The 15089-nt window shown below is 70.0% G+C and carries 19 protein-coding genes; 10 read left to right on the forward strand and 9 right to left on the reverse strand.

Annotated features, from left to right (window positions below):
* Positions 1 to 283: 283 nt before the first annotated feature.
* Positions 284 to 499, reverse strand: coding sequence for a hypothetical protein (locus tag VH499_RS23935; RefSeq protein ID WP_332055286.1), 216 nt, complete (start codon positions 497 to 499; stop codon positions 284 to 286).
* Positions 500 to 787: 288 nt separating this feature from the next.
* On the opposite strand from VH499_RS23935, the gene VH499_RS23940 reads away from it, so the two are divergent.
* Together VH499_RS23940 and VH499_RS23945 are read left to right on the forward strand one after the other, a co-directional pair.
* Positions 788 to 1681, forward strand: a complete 894-nt coding sequence (locus VH499_RS23940) for a LysR family transcriptional regulator (protein WP_332055287.1) — start codon at positions 788 to 790, stop codon at positions 1679 to 1681.
* Between the two features lie 67 nt (positions 1682 to 1748).
* Positions 1749 to 2366 carry a TMEM175 family protein gene (locus tag VH499_RS23945; RefSeq protein WP_332055288.1) on the forward strand — a complete coding sequence of 206 codons (618 nt, stop codon included), beginning with the start codon at positions 1749 to 1751 and terminating at the stop codon, positions 2364 to 2366.
* Positions 2367 to 2375: 9 nt separating this feature from the next.
* On the opposite strand, the gene VH499_RS23950 is transcribed toward VH499_RS23945, so the two are convergent.
* Complete coding sequence (locus tag VH499_RS23950; protein WP_332055289.1) at positions 2376 to 4151, reverse strand: adenylate/guanylate cyclase domain-containing protein; 1776 nt, start codon at positions 4149 to 4151, stop codon at positions 2376 to 2378.
* 305 nt (positions 4152 to 4456) lie between these two features.
* On the opposite strand from VH499_RS23950, the gene VH499_RS23955 reads away from it, so the two are divergent.
* The 3 genes from VH499_RS23955 to VH499_RS23965 all read left to right on the forward strand — a co-directional run bounded on the left by VH499_RS23955 (position 4457) and on the right by VH499_RS23965 (position 6601).
* Positions 4457 to 5083, forward strand: coding sequence for a YidB family protein (locus VH499_RS23955; RefSeq protein ID WP_332055290.1), 627 nt, complete (start codon positions 4457 to 4459; stop codon positions 5081 to 5083).
* A gap of 17 nt (positions 5084 to 5100) precedes the next feature.
* Positions 5101 to 5364, forward strand: a complete 264-nt coding sequence (locus tag VH499_RS23960; protein WP_332055291.1) for a GlsB/YeaQ/YmgE family stress response membrane protein — start codon at positions 5101 to 5103, stop codon at positions 5362 to 5364.
* Positions 5365 to 5512: 148 nt separating this feature from the next.
* The gene (locus VH499_RS23965; RefSeq protein ID WP_332055292.1) at positions 5513 to 6601 is read left to right on the forward strand and encodes an ionic transporter y4hA; all 1089 of its coding nucleotides are present in this window, start codon (positions 5513 to 5515) and stop codon (positions 6599 to 6601) included.
* A 3-nt stretch (positions 6602 to 6604) separates the two neighbouring features.
* Here the strand turns inward: VH499_RS23965 and VH499_RS23970 are convergent, their stop codons facing one another.
* The gene (locus tag VH499_RS23970) at positions 6605 to 7066 is read right to left on the reverse strand and encodes a DUF1772 domain-containing protein (protein WP_332055293.1); all 462 of its coding nucleotides are present in this window, start codon (positions 7064 to 7066) and stop codon (positions 6605 to 6607) included.
* Positions 7067 to 7110: 44 nt separating this feature from the next.
* On the opposite strand from VH499_RS23970, the gene VH499_RS23975 reads away from it, so the two are divergent.
* The gene (locus VH499_RS23975; protein ID WP_332055294.1) at positions 7111 to 7347 is read left to right on the forward strand and encodes a hypothetical protein; all 237 of its coding nucleotides are present in this window, start codon (positions 7111 to 7113) and stop codon (positions 7345 to 7347) included.
* 158 nt (positions 7348 to 7505) lie between these two features.
* Here VH499_RS23975 and VH499_RS23980 read toward each other — a convergent pair whose 3' ends face one another.
* Complete coding sequence (locus VH499_RS23980; RefSeq protein ID WP_332055295.1) at positions 7506 to 8291, reverse strand: Crp/Fnr family transcriptional regulator; 786 nt, start codon at positions 8289 to 8291, stop codon at positions 7506 to 7508.
* A 230-nt stretch (positions 8292 to 8521) separates the two neighbouring features.
* On the opposite strand from VH499_RS23980, the gene VH499_RS23985 reads away from it, so the two are divergent.
* Entirely contained in the window at positions 8522 to 8725 is a 204-nt protein-coding gene (locus VH499_RS23985) for a hypothetical protein (RefSeq protein ID WP_332055296.1), read from the forward strand.
* A gap of 281 nt (positions 8726 to 9006) precedes the next feature.
* Positions 9007 to 9375: a VOC family protein gene (locus VH499_RS23990; RefSeq protein WP_332055297.1), complete on the forward strand. Its 369-nt coding sequence runs from the start codon at positions 9007 to 9009 to the stop codon at positions 9373 to 9375.
* A 427-nt stretch (positions 9376 to 9802) separates the two neighbouring features.
* Here the strand turns inward: VH499_RS23990 and VH499_RS23995 are convergent, their stop codons facing one another.
* Positions 9803 to 9964: a Flp family type IVb pilin gene (locus VH499_RS23995; RefSeq protein ID WP_332055298.1), complete on the reverse strand. Its 162-nt coding sequence runs from the start codon at positions 9962 to 9964 to the stop codon at positions 9803 to 9805.
* 198 nt (positions 9965 to 10162) lie between these two features.
* On the opposite strand from VH499_RS23995, the gene VH499_RS24000 reads away from it, so the two are divergent.
* Positions 10163 to 10330, forward strand: coding sequence for a hypothetical protein (locus VH499_RS24000; protein ID WP_332055299.1), 168 nt, complete (start codon positions 10163 to 10165; stop codon positions 10328 to 10330).
* 150 nt (positions 10331 to 10480) lie between these two features.
* Here the strand turns inward: VH499_RS24000 and VH499_RS24005 are convergent, their stop codons facing one another.
* The 4 genes from VH499_RS24005 to VH499_RS24020 all read right to left on the reverse strand — a co-directional run bounded on the left by VH499_RS24005 (position 10481) and on the right by VH499_RS24020 (position 14822).
* The gene (locus VH499_RS24005; protein ID WP_332055300.1) at positions 10481 to 11095 is read right to left on the reverse strand and encodes a response regulator transcription factor; all 615 of its coding nucleotides are present in this window, start codon (positions 11093 to 11095) and stop codon (positions 10481 to 10483) included.
* A complete protein-coding gene (locus VH499_RS24010) occupies positions 11088 to 12935 on the reverse strand; it encodes a sensor histidine kinase (protein ID WP_332055301.1) in 1848 nt (615 codons plus the stop codon). The genes VH499_RS24005 and VH499_RS24010 overlap by 8 nt, the downstream gene beginning before the upstream one ends.
* Before the next feature lie 6 nt (positions 12936 to 12941).
* Positions 12942 to 13799: a hypothetical protein gene (locus tag VH499_RS24015; protein ID WP_332055302.1), complete on the reverse strand. Its 858-nt coding sequence runs from the start codon at positions 13797 to 13799 to the stop codon at positions 12942 to 12944.
* Between the two features lie 261 nt (positions 13800 to 14060).
* Entirely contained in the window at positions 14061 to 14822 is a 762-nt protein-coding gene (locus VH499_RS24020; RefSeq protein ID WP_332055303.1) for a class I SAM-dependent methyltransferase, read from the reverse strand.
* An 87-nt stretch (positions 14823 to 14909) separates the two neighbouring features.
* Between VH499_RS24020 and VH499_RS24025 the strand changes: the two genes are divergently transcribed.
* Positions 14910 to 15089, forward strand: a 180-nt coding sequence (locus VH499_RS24025) for an SDR family NAD(P)-dependent oxidoreductase (RefSeq protein WP_332055304.1), incomplete at its 3' end; no start/stop codon positions are given.

Below are 15089 nucleotides of genomic sequence, written 5' to 3' on the forward strand. Positions count from 1 at the left end.
CCTCTCCCCCTCGGGGGGGGGAGGAGCATGAGGGGCGAGGCTCCTGTCTTGCCCTCGACCGGACCGCGCTCCGCGAGCACGAATTCGTCCTTCAACCGCTCATATGGTTGCTGCGGCCCCTGAATCCTGCCGGCGAGCCCGTCGATTCCATGCGCGACGCGAGGTTCACCGCGTCCCGTGCCCGCCCGCCATGGCGGCGTCCCGGGAGCCCGGTCCTGTGACCGGGCAAATGCCATAGTGTGTCTTTTGTAGCACGCTGTGACGCCTTGTGACATTTCTGTGGTCACAGCCCTTGACCCGGGCTCGCCGACAGCGCAGATTGGCGCCGTTCGAGGAAGCCGTTTCCACGATATTCGGAAGAGGCTAAAGCCATGATTTCAAAGACGAAACCACTCCATATCGAGTGGCACAAATCGACCATTTTGAGCGGCGCGTTTCTTTTGCTCTTCTTTGTCTTGGTGAATTTCCTGTGGCTGCCGAGCCACTTGCCGCAGAACATCTAACAAACCACGATCTCGACGGCGCGTCGGGGGCAAATTTCAGGCCCGCCGGAGCGACCGGGAGACACAGTTTCCCCCGAATGTGGGAGGTGCCCGGGTGACGGGCACCTCCTCGTTTCGCGGCCCTCCGAGAAGCCATCCCGTCTGAACCCGCTCCGTCGTCGGCCGCGTCGGCGTCGTAAGGAGCCTCGCGCCAGCGCGTTCAGCCCGCGGGATCCCCGGTCTGCCGTTTCGCCACACAATCACCGCAGAGGCCCATAGACTGTTCCGCGAACCGGCAGGGGCGCATGAATCGACTGGACGACATCGAGGCCTTCCTCGCCATCGTCGAGCGGGGCAGCCTGACGGCGGCGGCACGCCACCTGCGCCGCTCCCTGCAATCGATCAGCCGCTCGCTCGGCGCGCTGGAGCGGGGCGTGGCGGTCGAGCTGGTGCGGCGCACGACGCGCAGCTCGCAGCCGACCGAGGCGGGCCTCGCCTTCTATCGCCGTGTTCGCCCGGCCTTCGAGGAGATCGCCGAGGCGCGGCGCGAGGCGGCGAGCCGGCAGGCAGAGCCCAGCGGGCTCCTGCGCGTCGGCGGGCCGGTGATGTTCGCGGCCAGCCACATGGTGCCGGTGATCTGCGATCTCGCGCGGAGCCATCCGCGGCTCGAGATCGAGCTCAAGACTTCCGACCGCGAGGTCGATCTGGTGGCCGAGCGGCTCGACCTCGCCGTGCGCATCCGCGCCATGCGCGACTCCTCGCTGAAGGCGCGCCGGCTCGCCGAGCTGCGCGCCGTCGTGTTCGGCGCGCCGGCCTATTTCGCGCGCCACGGCCGGCCCGCCCATCCCGACGAGCTCGCGCGCCACGAATGCATCATCCGCCTGACCGAAGCGCAGGAGGAGGCGTGGCCGTTCCGCATCGACGGCCGGCGCCGGATGGTCAAGGTGAAGGGCCGCTTCCGCGCCGACAGCGTGGCCGCCACCAATGCCGCCGCGGCGCAGGGCCTCGGCGTCGCCTTCGGCCCGCTCTGGCAGGTGCGCGAACTCGTCGACCGCGGCGCGGTCGAGATCGTGCTCGACGACTTCGAGGCCGCGCGCGTGCCGATCCATGCCGTGTGGCGGCCGACCCGCACGCCGCTCGCCAAGGCGCGGCTGTTCGCCGACCTGCTCGCCGCCCGTCTCAGGCGTCACGAGCTTTGACGCTCGCCTGCCGGCGACGGACGCGGCGGAGCATGACAGGCGACGGGAATGCTCTAGCATGCGCGCCATGGCGAGACCGGAACCCGTCCTGAGGAAAGGCCGGCTGGAGGCATTCAGCGACGGCGTGCTCGCGATCGTGATCACGATCATGGTGCTCGAGCTCAAGGTGCCGCACGAGGCGGAGTTGCGCGCGCTGTGGCCGGTGCTGCCGGTGCTGCTCTCCTATGTACTTTCCTTCCTCTATGTCGGCATCTACTGGAACAACCACCATCACCTCGTGGCCGCGGCCCGACGCATCAATGGCACGATCATGTGGGCCAACCTCCATCTGCTGTTCTGGCTGTCGCTCATTCCCTTCGTCACCGGCTGGATGGGCGAGAACAACTTTGCGCCGGTTCCCACGGCCGCCTACGGCGTCATCCTGTTGATGTCGGCCGTGGCCTACTGGATCCTGCAGCGCGCCATCCTTGCCATCGAGCCGCCCGACTCGGCCCTGCGCCGCGAGCTCGCGGTCGACCTCAAGGGGATGCTCTCGCCGGCGCTCTACCTCGCCGCGATCGTCGCCGCCTTCGTGGCGCCGTGGATCGCCGGCGCGGTCTATTTCCTGGTCGCCGCTGTCTGGACCGTGCCCGACCGCCGCGCCGAGCGCGCCATCGGCGCCCGGCCGGACGGGGAGGAGCGCTAACGGCCCGGGCTACGCCGGAAGGCCGGCTTGGCGAAGGGCGTCCGACAGGAGCGCGGCAAGCGAGAGATGGATGCCGGTGGCGGTGCACATGCCCCCAACGGTGAAGTCTGGCTCGAGCTCCAGTACGCGCGCCGCCGCCTCCTTCGCGGCATCCAGCCGGCCCAGCCGCGCATGCGTCGCCGCCAGCAGCATGTGGGCGAAGCTCCAGTTGGGGTTGGCCTGGAAGCACTTGCGCGCCGCATCCGCCGCCGCCTCGTCTTCGCCGCGCTGCAGGCGACCGTAGGCGATGGCGAGACAGGCGCCGAATCGCATCGGATCGATCGGGCTGAGGCGAAGCGCACGCTCGCCCCACTCGATGCCGCGGTCGGCATCGCCGCCGATGGCGGCGACGACGCTGCCGAAGGCATAGGCGAGCGAGCAGGAGGGGCTGATCGCCAGTGCGGCCTCGAAGGCACGTCGCGCCGCCTCGCCGTCGTGCGCGACGAGGCCCAGGGCGAAGCCGCCCAGCGCCAGTGCGAGCGCATCGTCGCGTCCGTTCTCGATCGCCGCGTGGGCGTGGCGCACCGCCCCCAGCCGGTCCTCCTCATGTGCGCCGCCGCGCACGAACAGGATCTCGTGGCACCACGCCGCGAAGCCGTGCGCCAGCGCGTAGTCGGGCTCGAGAGCAAGCGCGCTCTGCAAGAGCGGCAGCGCTTTGCGCGCCCGCTCGGGTATCGCCGGATGGACGTCGGGCATGGCGCGCAGCACGAGGTCGTAGGCGTCGAGATTGTCGGGCCGCTTGCGCTTCACGCGCTCGATCTCGGCCTGCCGCAGGCTCGGTTCGATGGCGGCGACCGCGCTGGTGGTGAGCTCGTCCTGCAGGTCGAAGATGTCGTCAAGCGTGCGGTCGTAGCGCTCGGCCCAGACATGGCGGCCGGTCTCGGCTTCGATCACCTGACCGGTGACGCGCAGGCGGTTCGCCGCCTTGCGCACGCTGCCTTCGAGGACATAGCGCACGCCGAGCTCGCGCCCGACCTGCTTCACATCGACCGCGCGGCCCTTGTAGATGAAGCTCGAGTTGCGGGCGATCACGAACAGCCACTTGAGCCGCGACAGGCCGGTGATGATGTCCTCGACCATGCCGTCGGCGAAATACTCCTGCTCGGGATCGCCGCTCATGTTCTGGAACGGCAACACGGCGATCGACGGCCGGTCGGGAAGGGCAAGCATCGGCTCCTCTTGACTGGTGCGGACGGCGGCGGGTTCGGGCTCGACGCGCGTCTCGATGCGGTAGACGTGGACCGGGCGGGCGATGTTCTTGACGCTGTGCTCGCCGCGGTCGACGAAGCCGATCGGGAGCTTCTCGCCGACATGCTCGCGCACGGTGGCGCTGACGCAGATCCCGCCAGGCTCGGCGAGCCCCTCGAGCCTGGCCGCCACGTTCACGCCGTCGCCAAAGATGTCGCCCTCGTCGACGATCACGTCGCCCACGTTGATGCCGACGCGGAAAAGGATGCGCCGGCTCTCCTCGATCCCGGCGTTGCGCTCCTTCATGCCCTGCTGCACCACCACCGCGCAGCGCACCGCGTCGACGATCGAGCCGAACTCGATCAGCAGCCCGTCCCCCGTGGTCTTCACGATTCGGCCCTGATGCTGGGCGATCAGCGGATCGACGAGCTCACGGCGGTGGCTTTTGAGCGCACCGAGCGTTCCTTCCTCGTCGGCGCCCATCAGGCGCGAATAGCCCGCGACGTCGGCCGCCAGGATGGCGGCCAGCCGCCGCGAGGTGCGGGCCTCATCGCTCATTTGGCTTGCGTCCCCACATGGCCCGGCTCCGTCGCCGAGGCCGTTCCATCCCGAACTATGCCCAGTCGCAGGCACCGTCGCAATGAGACGAGCCCGCCGAGCGCGCCATCGGCGCCCGGCCGGACGGCGACGGCCGGTCGTCCGCGGAGTGAAGCCGTGGCACCGCCAACCGGAAGGCGGATCGCGATGGACAGGGCCGACATTCTTCTGGCAGCGTGCTCATGGCAGCGTGGTCGAACCGACGGCTGCACCTTCAACCCGGCGGTACGCCCCTGGCCCTCGGCTTCTCATTCGTGGAGGCGAACATGGGTTTGATGGACATTCTCAACGGCATGCAGAATGGACCGCGCGGCGCCGCCGGGCGCTCGGGCGGCGGCGGCATGTCGCCGCTCACGATGGCCCTGCTCGGGCTGCTCGCCTACAAGGCCGTGAAGAGCTTCAGCGCAAACTCCGCGCCCTCGGCCACGTCGGGCGCGCCGGCCGGCACGCCTGCGCCGGCCGGCGGTGCTGCCGGCGGAGTGCCGGGCGGTGGACTGGGCGCGGGTCTGGACGATCTGCTGCGCGGCGGCGGCGCGGGAGCGGGATCGGCCGGCCTCGGCGGCCTGCTCGGCGGCTTGCTGGGCGGCGCCGGCGCCGGCGGGCTGGGCGGCCTGCTCACCGGTGGTCTCGGTGATCTCCTCGATCAGTTCCACGGCGCGGGCAAGGGCGAGGTGGCGAGGTCGTGGGTCGGCGGCGGACAGAATCATCCGATCTCGGCCAACGATCTGGCGCAGGTGCTGACACCCGATCAGATCGATTTCCTGACGCAGCACACCGGGATGCCGCGCGACGCGCTGCTGTCGGGCCTCAGCGAGCAGCTGCCCGGCCTGGTCGACCAGCTCACGCCGGCCGGCCGCCTGCCGACGGAAGACGAGATGAATCGTACGGTGTAGGGCGGGGCAGTTCGTTCATGGGCGGCCTTCTCTGGATCGTGCTGATCGGCTTCGTGGCCGGCATCGTCGCGCGCCTGCTGTCGTCGGCGCCGAACAAGCCCACCGGCTTCATCCTGACCACGGTGCTCGGCATCGCCGGCGCCTTCCTGGCGACGTTCGTCGGCCAGGCGGTCGGCTGGTACGGGCCCGACCAGGGGGCGGGCTTCATCGCCGCGACGGTGGGCGCGATCGTGGTGCTCTTCATCTGGAGCCGGATCGCCGCCGCGCGCGCTCGACCGTAAGGTTGCGGCGCGATCGGGAGCGGCTCGTAGCGTTCGTCGAACGCCGGCGTCCGCGCGCGGGCGCTTGCGTCCTGCGCATCCGTGCTTTCCCGCGATGGGAAGAGTCGGAAGAATGAGAAGAGACGAACGCGAACGGGGCTCCTGATCGATGCATTCCACAGTCACCCGCCCGCTCTGGGCGCTGATCGTTCCGCTTGCCGCGGCGCTCATGGTCGTGGCCGGGATGACCGGCCTGATCGACGCCGGCGCCGGGCCGATGCTGGTGCTCGCCGCCGTCCTGCTGGGCGCCGCGGTGTTCGCCGCCGTCCATCATGCCGAGGTCATCGCCGCGCGGCTCGGCGAACCGTTCGGCTCGATCGTGCTCGCCGTCGCGGTGACGGCGATCGAGGTGGCGCTGATCGTCTCGATCATGGCGTCCACGGCGCCGGGCAGCGACGAGGTCGCGCGCGACACCGTCTTCTCGGCGATCATGATCGTGCTGAACGGCGTCATCGGCCTCTGCCTGGTGCTGGGCGGCCAGCGCCACCGCGAACAGTCGTTCCAGCTTCCCGGCGCCTCGGCCGCGCTCGCGGTGCTGGGCACGCTCGCGGTGCTGGTGATGATCCTGCCCAATTTCAGCGAGGCGATCCCCGGCCCGAAGTATTCGGCGCCGCAGCTCGTCTATGTGGCGACCGTGTCGCTCGTGCTCTACGCCACCTTCATCTTCGTCCAGACCATCCGGCACCGCGACTACTTCCTCGAGGCGGCGGACGACGAGCACGATCCGGGGGAGCGGCCGGGCGGGGCGGCGACGACAGCGAGCCTCGGGCTGCTGCTGGTGTCGCTCGCCGCCGTGGTGCTGCTGGCCAAGGTTCTGTCCTACCCGCTCGACGAGGCGGTCGCCTCGGCCGGTCTGCCGCGCGCCGTGGTCGGCGTGGTGATCGCGACCGTCGTGCTCCTGCCCGAGGGCATCGCCTCGGTGCGCGCCGCGCTCGCCAACCGGCTGCAGAACAGCATCAACCTCGTGCTCGGCTCGGCGCTCGCCAGCATCGGCCTCACCATCCCGGTCGTCACCGCCGTCGCCCTTCTGCTCGACCGGACCCTGACGCTCGGCCTCGCGCCGCAAAGCATGGTGCTGCTGGCGCTGACCCTGTTCGTCGGCACGCTGACGCTCGGCACCGGCCGGACCACGCTGCTGCACGGCGTGATCCATCTCGGCATCTTCGGCACCTTCCTGCTGCTGTCGGTCGTGCCCTGATCGCTAGCGCAGCGTCGCCAGCGCCAGCAGCGCCTCGGCGGCGACGCCCATCGCGGCGCGCAGGTCGTGGCGGCGGCCCCAGCGCGCGATCAGCGCATTGCTGGTCGGGCCCGCCTCGCGCAGGTCGAGCGCGCCGAGCCGCCGGTCGGTGGGCGCGATCAGGAGCAGCGAGACCGGCAGCGTCGCGCCGACCAGCAGCGCGCCGGCGAGCCACAGCAGCCCGCCCGACTGCGCCCAGGCCAGCGCCGCGCAGGCCGTGCCGGCGAGCGCGAGCGGCGGCGCGAGACGGTCGGTGCGCGCGGCCGAGCCCTGCCACTGCTGCAGCCGCGCCCTGGCGAGCAGCGACAGCCGCGCCGGATGCTCGGCCAGCGACACCTGCAGCGCAAGGCCCGCGAACATTCCGGTCGTCGCGAGCGCAATCCCTCCTGCCAGCACATCGACCTCCCGATCGGCCCCGGTTGCCATCGCTTCATGCGCGATGCCACGATGAAACGAAAGGGGGGATCGCCATGGCGAAGAGGAAGCGGCAGCTCGAGCCCAAATACGTGGTGAACATCGACCTGAAGGCGATGGATCTTCCCAAGGCGGGCGTCGCCCTGATCCTCAAGGTCAAGGACCGCACCGGCCTGCTGCTCGGCACCGCCGAGATCGGCCAGGGCTCGTTCGGCTGGCGTCCGGCCAACAAGCAGAAGTTCGAGCGCATCGAATGGGACCGCCTGAGCGCGCGGCTCGACGGCCGCGGCTGAGGGACGATGCGGCACCGGCCATCCCCTGACCCGTGCCTCCGCTGCTTCCGGCATCGTCGGCTCGCGGAGGATAGTGCCGGCAGCCGGCCGCCCGTTTGACCTTTCACGACAAAATGATGGTCGAATCGCGCGGGCGTGGCCGGCCGGCGCGATAGCCGCTAGTCGTTCAGGACGTCCTTCTCGAGCTCGGTCCGGTCCGCGCCGTCGCCCTGTCGCCGGTGCAGCGGCGGCGCGGCCAGCAGCGCCTGCAACGCCGCGCGGTCGAGGATGCGCACATGGCGCAGGTCGCGACTCTCGATCACGCCGTCGGCGGTGAGCGTGGCGAAGGCGCGACTCAGCGTGGCGAGCGACAGACCGACATAACCCGCGATCGCCGAGCGGCTCATCGGAAGATAGATCTCGAACGAGCGCTCGCCGCGCACGGCCTGGAGATGCTCCTGCTGGTCGAGGAACATGGCGAGCCGCGAGACGGCGTGCCGCTGCGACAGCAGCAGGGCGTGGCGCTGCGCCAGGCGCAGCTCGTGGCAGAGCTTGACGATCACCTCGACGTCGAGCTCCGGGTCGTCGAGCAGGAAGCGGCGCACGTTCGCCAGCGGCAGGCTGTAGGCCGTGACCGCGGTCGTGGCGACGGCGGTGTTGACGTAGCGGCCGCCCTCGGAGAGGCCGAACAGATCGCCCGGATAGAGGAAGCCGGTGATCCGTCCGACGCCGTCGACGTAGCTGGTGGCGATGCCGCTGATCAGGGTGTAGGCCGCCTTCGCCGGCGCGCCGGCCGCGTAGATGCGCTCGCCTTTCCTGAAGCGCACGATCGAGGCCACCGCCATCAGCCGCATGCGCTGGCGCTCGCTCAGCACTTGCCGCGGACCGCCATGTTCCCCTGCCGGGAGCCAGGGATCCTGTGCGGTGATGATCGGGCCGGGATGGCGCCTGCCTTGCCGTGCCATGGAGTTCACCTTGGTTCGACTTTCATAACCGACGTCACGCCGGCATCCCTTGATCCCGATCAAATTTTGCCGGCGAGCGCGCGTACGAATGCGCACAAGGCCATGGCCGGGAATCCGCCGACATTTTGATCGTCGTCAAAGGTTCGTCGGTTCCGCGCCTTGGGCCGCCGCCGGTCCCGCCTAGATTTGCTTCAGCGCGCCTCCGCGGCGCGCAAGGACGAGAGCGAACGATGGATCCCTGGACCCTGCGGGTCGCCGAACTGAACATCCAGTACTACGAAGGGCTGCTGGCGCAGGAGCTCGACCCGGCCAAGGCAGCCACCATCCACCGGCTGCTTGCGGCGGAGAAGGCGACCTTGTCGCGGCTGCGCGAGGAACGGCTGTCGACGGAGTTTACCCAGCCGCTTCCCAGAGCTGCCAGTGCGTCGGACTGACGTCGACGGGCTTTCCGGTTCGCGAGTCGATCCAGCCACGGTCGCTCTGCCGGCAGGGGAACGCCAGCGCATGAAACTCGCCCTTGTCGACGACGCTCAGCCGCAGGTCCTCCGACCGGGGCGCACTGACGATGGGGAGCCACTGATCGAGCATTTGAAAGTCTATCGCCTGCCCGCCGCGGCGCGGCCTTGATGCAGATCAACCGCCGGGGCACCGGACCGGCATTGACGGCTCCGCGCGCATTGCTCGTCCGCCGGACCTGGGCTAGGTCGGTAGAGCGATGCGGATCGTTTCGTTGGATCACGTCCAGTTGGCCATGCCGCAAGGCCGCGAGGCCGAGGCGCGCGCCTTCTACGGGACGCTGCTCGGCATTCCCGAACGCGAGAAGCCGCCGCATCTGGCCAGGCGCGGCGGCTGCTGGTTCGAGCGCGGCGGCCTCAGGATCCATCTCGGCGTCGAGGCCGATTTCCGCCCGGCGCGCAAGGCCCATCCTGCGCTGATCGTCGAGGACCTGCCCGCCTTGAAGGCGAGGCTCGAGAGCGCCGGATGCCCTCTCGCGAACGACGAGCCGCTGGCGGGCTACGACCGCATCTATGTCGACGATCCCTTCGGCAATCGCATCGAGCTGATGGAACCGGCAAAGGAGTAGGCGCCGCGGGCCGCGGCGTCGGGACCATCCGCACCGACCGTCTCGATCACAGCCCGATCACCGGCCTGCCGGTCGCGCGCCGCCGGGACGCTCGCCATCCGCGATGCGGTCGTGGCTGCCGCCGGCGCACGTTGACACCGAGCGGTCACTGGAGCGCGGCGGTCCGGCCGGTCATGCTGACCTTCGGTGCGGCAGTCCTCGGATGTACAGGCTGACGTACCGGCTTCGTCATATTTCCCTTCGGCCGCGACGAGCGGTCAACCTGCCCGCCGTGCTCACGCCCGGCGGGCTTCTTTGTGGGCGCGGGCCGATGCCGCGCATGAAAGCCCCGACGCTGCCGAACCACGATCGCAAGAGCCCAAAAGCAAGACGGGCGACCCGTTGCCGGACCGCCCGCCTCGCCGTTTCTACCGGAGCTAAAGAAAGATCACATCGCCCGCGCGACGTTGCTCAGCACGCTGTTGACCTTGTTGCCGAGGGTGCCCATCGCGGTGATGGCAGCGACGGCGATCAGAGCGGCGATCAGCGTGTACTCGATGGCGGTGACGCCGTCGGTGTTCTTCATCAAATGACGAAACAGAGAAAGCATTGAATATCTCCCGAAGTGAATGCTTGGCAACGAAATGCAGTTCTCGATGAACTGTGCCGGAGTGATAACGGAGCTTCGCGCGCATGGCGCGTGTTCAAGTGTATGTGTCGTAAGTGCAGTGTCGCGGTTGTTACTGCATGCTTCTCACGCGCGCGCACGATGACGGGTAGCGCACGACGTTCGATGCGAATCGCGGCGATGCGATTCGGCACCGACGTGCGCGAGCGCGCTGTGATCGTCGTTGTGGTGACGCAGCTGATCGCTGCCGCGACGGCGTCGAGCCATCGCGCGTCTCGCCGCCTGCTCGACCGGTGCTGTCGTGTGCCGGTCGCGCAGGCGGCAGTCGCTTCGCCCGATCGGCGTTGAGGCGCACGGGGAACTTTTCCCGTTTCTCCTCCGCGATCACGGACGTGCAAGCAGTCCTTGATCTTTAGCATGCACGCGCGTCGCGCGATGCTCGGGAGACTACGAGGCTGGTGGAACTGCGAGCCTCGTAGAATTACGAGGCTGGTGAAACTACGAGGTCTCGCGGGCCGCGAGCCAGAGCCGGACGAGGTCGGGCAGACCACGCGCGCCGGTCTTGTCCATGAGGTGCGCGCGATGGAACTCGACCGTGCGCGGACTGACGCCCAGCAGGTTGGCCGTGTCCTTGTTGGAGTGTCCGACGACGAGGCACTCCAGGACCTCGCGCTCGCGCGGCGTCAGCGCCTCCAGTTGCCGGCGCGCCGCCTGCGCGGCCTGGTCCTCGCCGGTTCGGCTGCCGTGCGTCTTCAGGGCGTCCTCGACCGCGGCGAGCAGGCGCCCGGGCTCGAACGGCTTTTCCAGGAAATCCACGGCGCCGGCTTTCATCGCCGCCACGGCAAGCGCCACGTCGCCATGGCCGGTGATCAGCAGAAGCGGCAACGCCCGGCCCTCGTCGCGCAGCCGGCGCAGCAGGGCGAGGCCATCCATGCCGGGCATGCGGATGTCGCTCACCACGCATCCGGCGGCCGCGGCATCGGCGCGGGCGAGGAACGCCTCGGCATGCGCATGGGCGCGCACGTCGTAGCCGGCGTCGCCCAGCACGGCCACCAGCGACTCGCGCATCGCCTCGTCGTCCTCCACGACGTGAACCACTCCCTTGCTAGCCATCGGCCGTCTCCGCCTTGCGCGCCGCCGGAACCTCGAAGCGGAATATGGCACCGCCGCCCGCGCGCGGCTCGGCCCACAGGCGGCCGTGATGCGCCTCGACGATGGCGCGGCAGATCGAGAGGCCCATGCCCATGCCGTCGGATTTCGACGTCACGAACGGCTCGAACAGCGCCTTGGGATCGGCCGGCAGGCCGGAGCCGTTGTCGGCGACGGCGATCTCGACCGTGGTCTCGCTCACGCTGCGGGCCGACAGGACGATCTCGCGCGGCGTCCGGCCTTCGGTGGCTTCCAGTGCATTGCGCACCAGGTTGAACACGACCTGCTGGATCTGGATGCGATCGACGACGACGGCGCGAACGTCCGGATCGAAGTCGAACCGGGTCGCGAGTCCGGGATCGTGGACGCCGACGAGGGCGAGCGCCGCGGCATCCTCGACGAGCTGTCGGGCGTCGACGATCTGCCGCTCGCTCTCGCGCCGCCGCACGAAATCGCGCAGCCGGCGCAGGATGGCGCCGGCCCGCACCGTCTGCTCGGCCGCCTTCTCGATGCGGCCGAGCGCGCGTTCCGGCGCCGCCGGCCCGTCGGCCTCGAGCGCGAGCCGCGCGGCACCGAGAAAGTTGGTGGCGGCGCCGAGCGGCTGGTTCAACTCGTGCGCGAAGCTCGCCGCCATCTGGCCCATGGCGCTGAGCCGCGAGGCGTGCAGCAGTTCCGACTGCAGCTCGCGCACCCGTTCCGCGGCCTCGCGCGTCGCGCTTTCGCTTCGCCGCAAGGCGGCCTCGGCGGCCTGCCGCTCGCGGCTCGCCTCGCTCAGCGCGCGGCTCAGCGCATTCACCTCGCGCACCGGCGTGGCGAGCGGCTGCACCGGCTCGCCGTGACCCAGCCGCGCGGCATCGGCGGCGAGGGCGCCGACCGGTTTCTCGATGCGCCGCGCGAAGACGAAGGCGAGCCACACCGACAGGGCGAGGATCGCGACCGCGAGGCCCGACAGCCCGACCAGCGAGCGGCGCAGCGGCGCCGAGATCTGGTCGGCCGGCACCGTCACCACGCCGATCCAGCCCGAGAACTGCGAGCGGCTGAAGGCGACGAGCGCCGGAACGCCGCGCTCGGCCGGATCGTCGCCGCGGATCAGTCCTTCGCGCTGCCGGCCGTCGCCCCGGATCGCCTCGGCGAGACGCTGGCCGACCATCGACGTGTGGTGGCTCGAATGGGCGACCACGAAGCCCCGCCGGTCGGCGATGGCGTCGCTCCAGCCGGCCGGCAGCGCGGCCTGCAGGATGACGTCGCGCATCCGTTCCGGCTCGAGGCTGAGGTCGAGGAAGTACACGACCTCGCCGCCGCGCAGCACCGGCACGTTGACGATGAACAGGGGCTTGCCCGTCACGGCGCCGACAAAGAGGTCCGACACGACCGGCCGTCGCGTGCGCAACGCGATCTCGTCGGAGTCGCGCTCGGCGTTCGCCGGCAGCGGCGCGCCGCGCGGCAGGCGCGTGTTGACGATCTGCCGCCCGGCGCGGTCGCGCAACACGACATTGGTTCCCAGCAGGCGATGGACGTCGCGGGCCTGCTGGTCGAAGTTGCCGAGGTCGTCGTCCTGCAGCCAGCGCGAGAGCGCGAGGACTTCCGTGGTCGCGACCAGACCGGCAAACTCGCGGTCGCCCGTGGCGGCAACCTCGCGCGCGGTGCGCAGCGCCTCGTCCTCGATGCGCGCCCGTTCGCCGCCGGCATAGAACCAGGCCAGGATGCCGGCGAGGACGAGGATCGGCAGGACGAGCGCGAGGCAAAGGACGGTGAGGTGCCAGGCCAGCCTGCGGTCGTGCTCCCTTGGGTGGCCTCTGGTCATATCGGCCTAGAGATCGACGGAGAGCCTGACCTTGAACTGGTGGCGCTCGAAGGTCACGAGGTCGAGGCTCGACGGCGTGTCGGGCGACTGCCCCCACACCTGCGGCTCCCAGGCGCCGGAGAGCGACACGCCTTTGCCGAGCGTCGCGTAGAAGGTCGGCCCGAGATAGACTGCCTGACCGGCGAGGCCCGAGAGTCCCAGCCCGTCATAGTTGCGCAGATAACGCAGATCGCCGCCGAGGTAGAGCCAGGGCAGCAGCCGGACTGTCGCGGCGGCGCTCAGGCCGAGCTGCGAGGCGTCCTCGGTCAGCCCGGTCGCCCTGGTGCGGGTGCGGCCGAGGCCATAGACGAGGTTGACCGTCGCGAACAGGCGGTCCGGCACCAGCTCGCGATCGACCGCGGCGATGAACTGCACGCCGAAGGAGTCGGCCGGCGTTCCGGTCGCGGGGTCGACGGTGCCGTAGAATGGCGTGGCGACGACCGTCAGTCCGACCGGATTGCTTTCGCGCCCGAGCACCCGCCAGCGGAACTCGAGCTGTGCGTGATCGAACACGAACTGGTTCACGTCGTCGAACGTCGGCACGCCGGCGATCTCGTAGCGCGCGAAGGCGATGCCGGGCGCGACGCGGAACCACGTGGCGAGCGGATACTTGAGATTGAACGTCGTGGCGAGCGCACTGTAGGTGCCTTGCGATTTGCCGAGCCGGCCGACCGTCTCGATCTCGCCCTCGGGCTGGAAGGGCTCGCCGATGTCGGTGCCCTCGCTGAAGCCGAACATGTGTTCGGTGTCGGCCTCGGCCCGGCCGACGGCCGGCGCAAGAAGGGCGAGCAGGGACAAAAGGGCGGGGAGGACGGCGCGATGCATCGCGGCGAAGCTAGCCGGACGCCGCAGGCCATGCAATTTGGCGCGCGCACCGGCGGAGGGCGATTTCTCCGTGCCCCGATGGCCGCCCTGCCGGGACCGGGCGGCGGCGCCGGGGCCTTTGCCGTCTAGGATGCCGGCGCGGCGGGCGTCCGGCGGCTCACGTTGACACCGAGCGGTCCACTTGCCCGCCGTGTTCACGCCCGGCGGGCTTCTTTGTGTAAGCAAGATGCGGAATCGGCCGCGCCGGCACCGGCGGCCGGCTCAGGCCCGGCGCCCGCCCCGGATGGCGGCGCGGGCGAGGCGGACGACCGAGCGCGCCGGCTTCAGGATGGCGCGCGTGAGCGCCGGCCGCTTCACGAAGTAGAACTTGTTGGCGCCGGCCTCGAGGCTGAGGTTCTTCTCGTGGCAGAAGCGGTCGACGGCGCGCACCACGCCGGGCCAGCTCGGCGCATAGTCGTCGCCGAAGATCGCGCCGCCCTCGGCCACCAGATCGTAGTAGAGGGCGAGGTCGTGATAGACCTCCTCCTCCTCGTGGCCGCCGTCGATGTAGAGCGCGTCGAAGCGGACCCCGAGCTTCGCGAGCACGCGCGCGGCGGCGGTCGAGGTGATCGGAAAAGGCGAGATGTCGTCCTGCGCGCCGCGGGCGACGACGTTGCGCACGAACTGGCGGAACACGTCCGGATAGCCGCGCGACAACCGCAGCAGCGGACGGAAATCGGGCTCCAGCCAGAAGGTGTCGTTCGAGCCGAGCCAGGTGTCGATGCAGATGAAATGGGTGTCGAGCCCGAGCGCCCGCGCCAGCGCATGCATGTGCAGCACCGAGGCGCCCTTCCACGTGCCGATCTCGCAGACCAGCGCCGGGCGATGCCGGCGCAACACCTGCTCGAAGATCGGATGGTCCGAGTTCCAGCCCTGCTCGTCGACGGCGAGACCGGGATCGGGGCTGTCGTAGCAGCTTCCGTCGATGCCGATGCTCGCCAGAGGCCGCACCTTCGCCGCCGCCATTCCCCAGCCCCCGTTCATTTGCGGCATGATATTTCGCCGAAGGCGCGCCACGTCAAGCCGCCGTCGGCGCGGCAGCACGACAGCACGACAGCACGATTGCCGGACATGGCCGCGCGCGCGATGATCGATCGGGCAAAGCGGGGGATGGCGATGGGCACTGCACTGGTCACCGGCGCGAGCAGCGGCATCGGCCTGGCGACGGCGATCACGCTGGCGCGCGCCGGCCACAGCGTCTTTGCCGGCATGCGCAACCTCGACCGGGGCGCGGAGCTGCGCGAGGCCGTG

The organism is Reyranella sp. (assembly GCF_036558665.1).
Taxonomy (GTDB): domain Bacteria; phylum Pseudomonadota; class Alphaproteobacteria; order Reyranellales; family Reyranellaceae; genus Reyranella.

What these genes read in the sequence shown, in the direction of transcription:
- VH499_RS23980 (WP_332055295.1), bottom strand. Translation starts at nt 8,291, where the DNA reads ATGGCACGGCAAGGCAGGCGCCATCCCGGCCCGATCATCACCGCACAG.
- VH499_RS24015 (WP_332055302.1), bottom strand. Translation starts at nt 13,799, where the DNA reads ATGCATCGCGCCGTCCTCCCCGCCCTTTTGTCCCTGCTCGCCCTTCTT.
- VH499_RS23975 (WP_332055294.1), top strand. Translation starts at nt 7,111, where the DNA reads ATGGCGAAGAGGAAGCGGCAGCTCGAGCCCAAATACGTGGTGAACATC.
- VH499_RS24010 (WP_332055301.1), bottom strand. Translation starts at nt 12,935, where the DNA reads ATGACCAGAGGCCACCCAAGGGAGCACGACCGCAGGCTGGCCTGGCAC.
- VH499_RS23970 (WP_332055293.1), bottom strand. Translation starts at nt 7,066, where the DNA reads ATGGCAACCGGGGCCGATCGGGAGGTCGATGTGCTGGCAGGAGGGATT.
- VH499_RS23950 (WP_332055289.1), bottom strand. Translation starts at nt 4,151, where the DNA reads ATGAGCGATGAGGCCCGCACCTCGCGGCGGCTGGCCGCCATCCTGGCG.
- VH499_RS23960 (WP_332055291.1), top strand. Translation starts at nt 5,101, where the DNA reads ATGGGCGGCCTTCTCTGGATCGTGCTGATCGGCTTCGTGGCCGGCATC.
- VH499_RS23945 (WP_332055288.1), top strand. Translation starts at nt 1,749, where the DNA reads ATGGCGAGACCGGAACCCGTCCTGAGGAAAGGCCGGCTGGAGGCATTC.
- VH499_RS23990 (WP_332055297.1), top strand. Translation starts at nt 9,007, where the DNA reads ATGCGGATCGTTTCGTTGGATCACGTCCAGTTGGCCATGCCGCAAGGC.
- VH499_RS23940 (WP_332055287.1), top strand. Translation starts at nt 788, where the DNA reads ATGAATCGACTGGACGACATCGAGGCCTTCCTCGCCATCGTCGAGCGG.
- VH499_RS23965 (WP_332055292.1), top strand. Translation starts at nt 5,513, where the DNA reads ATGCATTCCACAGTCACCCGCCCGCTCTGGGCGCTGATCGTTCCGCTT.
- VH499_RS23955 (WP_332055290.1), top strand. Translation starts at nt 4,457, where the DNA reads ATGGGTTTGATGGACATTCTCAACGGCATGCAGAATGGACCGCGCGGC.
- VH499_RS24005 (WP_332055300.1), bottom strand. Translation starts at nt 11,095, where the DNA reads ATGGCTAGCAAGGGAGTGGTTCACGTCGTGGAGGACGACGAGGCGATG.
- VH499_RS23995 (WP_332055298.1), bottom strand. Translation starts at nt 9,964, where the DNA reads ATGCTTTCTCTGTTTCGTCATTTGATGAAGAACACCGACGGCGTCACC.
- VH499_RS24000 (WP_332055299.1), top strand. Translation starts at nt 10,163, where the DNA reads ATGCGATTCGGCACCGACGTGCGCGAGCGCGCTGTGATCGTCGTTGTG.
- VH499_RS23935 (WP_332055286.1), bottom strand. Translation starts at nt 499, where the DNA reads ATGTTCTGCGGCAAGTGGCTCGGCAGCCACAGGAAATTCACCAAGACA.
- VH499_RS23985 (WP_332055296.1), top strand. Translation starts at nt 8,522, where the DNA reads ATGGATCCCTGGACCCTGCGGGTCGCCGAACTGAACATCCAGTACTAC.
- VH499_RS24020 (WP_332055303.1), bottom strand. Translation starts at nt 14,822, where the DNA reads ATGAACGGGGGCTGGGGAATGGCGGCGGCGAAGGTGCGGCCTCTGGCG.